The sequence below is a fragment of the Streptococcus mitis genome (genome assembly GCF_001579035.1).
GTDB lineage: Bacteria > Bacillota > Bacilli > Lactobacillales > Streptococcaceae > Streptococcus > Streptococcus mitis_J.
Map to the genome: position 1 here is coordinate 146,245 of NZ_KQ970289.1, position 4,421 is coordinate 150,665.

Genomic DNA, 4,421 nt, shown 5'->3' on the forward strand with positions numbered 1-4,421 from the left:
AATTATCAATAATTGTTTTCATATATTTTTCTTTCTAATTTATGTTCCCATATTTTCTATACATTATCCATTTATAAATTGATTGCGTAGTATGAGCAATTTTATCAAGGTGATGAATAATATCCAAAGCACCAATTACTTCAGAAACGTTCCCATCATCTTCAAATATATAATTCATTATTTTCTTTTCAATATTTATACTAAGCTCTTCTATCTCATTCTGTTTTTGTATAACAACCATATCTAAACATCCAGATTGTTCCTCTCTATAACAAGATATAGCCCTATTCATATGCAGTCCGATAACTTCATGAAGTATTTTTATTTCTGAAATAATTTTCTTCAAAATTTCATTGTTTTGAATAATCTGTAGATTTTTTAAAATTTCAACAATTCTATCCCCAATACGTTCAATGTCAGTTGATATTTTTATTACACTAATAATTCTTCTTAAGTCATATGAAACGGGATGTTGTAAACAAATTAACTCATATCCTTTTTTATCAACATTTAGAACTGACTCATTTATGATTAAATCTTCTTTAATCAATTCTATTCGTTCTTCATTTGATAAATATTCAAATAACTTCTCATATTTATCAAGCACAGATACCCAAATGGTCTCTAAATTATTTGATAATTCTATAATTTCATTTTCTAAATATAACCTTAACATTTAGGTACCTCTTCTTAACAAAGTTCAATAGTAACAATTAATATTTTAAACAATATATCAAACATCAATAACTACAATACTTGCATCATCTTTCTTTCCATAGATTGGATCAATAGCAGAAGAATTAAATCTCATCTTAATTAACTCTTCAAAAGTTTTATTTTGATTATTTTGATAGAATTCATAAAAGCCATCGCTCATTAAAACAATTTGTTCACTAGTAACATCTATTTGATTAATAATAGCATGGTCTAAAAATCTCTCATCCAACGAACCTATCCAGTACCCACTCGGTTGATTAGATAATTTTCTGATTTTTTGTAAAATAATTTTTTTATTTAAAACACTATTTGTACCAATTGAGTCTTTTATCTCATTTTTCCCTTTTTCAAATAAGTTATCTACTCTATGATCAGTTATTTCCATTTCGTTTACTAACATGACGCAGTCACCTAGCATCATATACTCCAACTTTTTTTCTGAAAGTTTAGCAAATATAAAAGCAAATGTTGGTAAGCGATAATACTCTGTTAATTCATATGAGTTTAAACCGATTTCATCTTTAACCTCGAGTAAAGCAGTTTCAAATATTTGTTTAAGAGTTTTTGAGTTTTTACAATTAACCGACAAACTTTCTGATAAAATATGTACAACTTCTGAGACTGAATAACCTATCTCCTCTTTAGAATTATATAAATCTGTAGCTCCATCAATAATCCAAAAATACTGATTTTGTGAACCTACAGCATCCTCATTTTCTACGGAACTTCCTTGTATCGAACAAATTTTATTTATCTTTACCATAATACTTCAACCCTTTTAGTGTCAAAAGTAAACCAATTCCTGTCACTGTTAAGAATAGTTCCATAATCTTGTTCGAACCAGTCTTTGGTAATTTTTGTTTTACCTCTACTATTTCTTTAGATTTATTAATATGATTTTCAGTTTCTCTGCCATCTCCAACTTTTTTATGGTTCACTTCTTCTATCTTATTATCTTGTTTATTGTCGATCTTGTCATTAATTTGTCTATTATCTTTACTTGAGTTAAACTCTCCTTTCTTCTGGTTACTATCAATTACATTATTTGAATTAGATTGTTTTTCATGCACATATGAACTCGTTTTAAATTTTTCCTCTTTGTTTTTTCTTTTTCGTTTTTATCACTTAAGTTATTTGTTACAATTTTGTAAAGCCCATTCTCCGTTACAATATTGAAATTACCATCGCTATCACGTATAACTGGTTCTTTCCCATTTGCATTAGATTTGATGAATGATATATACTTACCGGATAAATTATAAAATTGGTTATTTAAAACGGTTATTTTACCCTTTGAATCCTCAATAACAATTCCTTCTTTACCACCGAATATACTATTCTCTGAGACTACTAAATTATCACTAACTCGTAATAATTCAATATTTGGTTGTTCTGTTTCCTTAGAATTATTATTAATTTACATTTTTTGTTACAGTAATATCTGATACTTTTCCTAAATATTCTGCACTATCTTTTGCTACTCTAATAGCCTTTGTTTTAGGATCAGAAATATAAAATGTATTTTCAGTAATAACGACTTTCTTATTTAAATCAAGTTCATCTTTTACATTTTTATAACTAAAAGCATTTATTAAGGCTGCACCATTTTCTCTATAATGTACACTTTCTCCTTTTACTTTCTTATCAAATCTATTTCCTTTAATTAAAATATCAGTAAATCCTGTAAAACGTACACCAGAATACATCATGTTATCAAAATGATTATTTAAAATTTTAATATTAGAGGGGTTCTGTGTCGACAATGTTTGATAGTGTGTACCAATTGCTGTTACTAATTCTCCAGATTTATCACTTTTACCAAAATATGAATTTTGAATAGTAACATTTTCAGATTTTTTCCCATCATCATTCAAAGCATAAGGAAAACCTTTTCTAGTCAATGGTTCAATCTGAATACTCTCCTTACTTATAATTTGCCCATCTTTCATAGTTTTAGGTAAAGCTTGACCAAGAAAACGAGAATTATCGACTAATACATTTTTCGAACCTGCAATTTGAATAGCATGCCCTTGATAACTATCCTTGAATGTTACATTTTTTATAGTTACGTTATTTGAATTCCCAATAGCAAATGCACCTGAAGAATTTATAAGTGGTAGATTTTTTGCTTTAGTTCCTTCTTCATTCAAAGCACCGTTCATATCAATAGTACCACCAGAATAACTAATATCTTCTGTTGGGCCCCATTCTACTTGCGCACCATCATCCGTAAATAAACCTGTCATAAAAACAATGGAAGGGTGATTCTTAATATTTATACCATTTAGAATTGTAGCTTTCTCATTCAATTCTAAGTGTGTATGACTTTTTAAAAAAACAATTTCTTTTACTAAATAAGTTCCTTCAGGAAAATATACATTTCCTCCACCTAGTCCTTTAGCTGCAGCATCTATTGTATCTTGAATTGCTTGACGATCATCATTAACCCCGTCACCTATTGCTCCATAATCTTTAACATTCAAAGCTACGTCTTCGTTCAGATTAGTACTTAAAATAGTATTCACTTCCATCCCAGAGATGTTACCCATCATAGTATCATTTGTTATATCAGGTTTATTTTGATTAATACTCACTCCTCCATTATTATCAGTACTTAAACTTGAATTGTTATCAAGACTGAGAGTATCAGAATGGGGTTCCGCAGATAATGATGTAGATGTGCTACTCAACAAAGAGTTCATTTGCATATTATCTTTAGACGAAGAAGTTTCACCAACTACTTCATTAGCTAAAACACTTTGTGTTCCAATAAATAAAACCGCTAAGAGAACTGAGCAAACTCCCACCTTAGACTTACGAATAGAGAAAACCTCATTTTGTTGAAAAGATTTCATATTAGCCTCCAATTAAAAATATTATGTCCTAATTTAATATTCATATAAATTCCATACCAGAAAATGACACCGCTGTCATTTTCTTTATAATATATTTTTAAATCAAAATTGTCAAGGAATAACACAATAAAATATCAAAATTGTGAAAGCGTGACCATTTATATATCTAACCATACTTCTAATAATTCTTTAACCTTCCATTCAAAAGTGATTACTATCTTTCTTAGCTTGAACATAAAAATATCCTATTCACTGTATTTAAAGCATGTTGACATCTCGTAAAATACTAATTTATAAATACAAGAACAAATATCTTGTCATGCAAGCATTCGCCAGGTATATTTACATGAATATCGTTCATATAGCGGATTGAAATCAAAACAATACAATATATTTCTTAAATAGATTTTCTATAAAAGCTAGATTCAAGCTCTATAAAAATAGATGCAGTTCTTCTAAAATACTGGAATAGGACATATAAATCATTGCAGACACGTGTTTTATAGATTATTTCAAAAGAATGACTAGAACATGAAAAATAGTCTCAAAACTTTGAACAATATTCTGAAAACAAAAAAGAAAGACGCGAGTTTCCACAACCTCATTCGTGGAAACTCGCGTCTTTCAAAAAATAGGGTGAATTGAAAACTAGAACAAGACACTACATTTTCTAAATGATGCCTAATAAAAATTCTAAATGCTACACCAAATTGCTCACATCTCATTTCAAACCATACAGTATATTGAAACTATAAGAGTACACCTTTGCTTCTAAAATATTGCTAGAAATTAATTTGACTATCCTGATTGATTTGTCCTGTTTTTATTTCATTTTAGTATAGGACTTTC

Annotated in this window: 2 protein-coding genes and 1 pseudogene; all 3 read right to left on the minus strand. The window is 28.5% G+C overall.

The features are described from left to right. Positions 1-34: 34 nt before the first annotated feature. The 3 genes and pseudogenes from SMIDD26_RS07980 to SMIDD26_RS08000 all read right to left on the minus strand — a co-directional run bounded on the left by SMIDD26_RS07980 (position 35) and on the right by SMIDD26_RS08000 (position 3,572). Entirely contained in the window at positions 35-676 is a 642-nt protein-coding gene (locus SMIDD26_RS07980; protein ID WP_000945324.1) for a phosphate signaling complex PhoU family protein, read from the minus strand. A 57-nt stretch (positions 677-733) separates the two neighbouring features. Beyond that, entirely contained in the window at positions 734-1,480 is a 747-nt protein-coding gene (locus SMIDD26_RS11810) for a protein phosphatase 2C domain-containing protein (protein WP_134990240.1), read from the minus strand. Further along, positions 1,464-3,572: pseudogene (locus tag SMIDD26_RS08000) on the minus strand (glycosyl hydrolase family 28-related protein). The gene SMIDD26_RS11810 and the pseudogene SMIDD26_RS08000 overlap by 17 nt, the downstream one beginning before the upstream one ends. Positions 3,573-4,421 lie beyond the last annotated feature (849 nt).

Excerpts from the sequence above, each read along its gene's own strand:
- SMIDD26_RS07980 (WP_000945324.1), bottom strand. The coding sequence starts at position 676 with ATGTTAAGGTTATATTTAGAAAATGAAATTATAGAATTATCAAATAAT.
- SMIDD26_RS11810 (WP_134990240.1), bottom strand. The coding sequence starts at position 1,480 with ATGGTAAAGATAAATAAAATTTGTTCGATACAAGGAAGTTCCGTAGAA.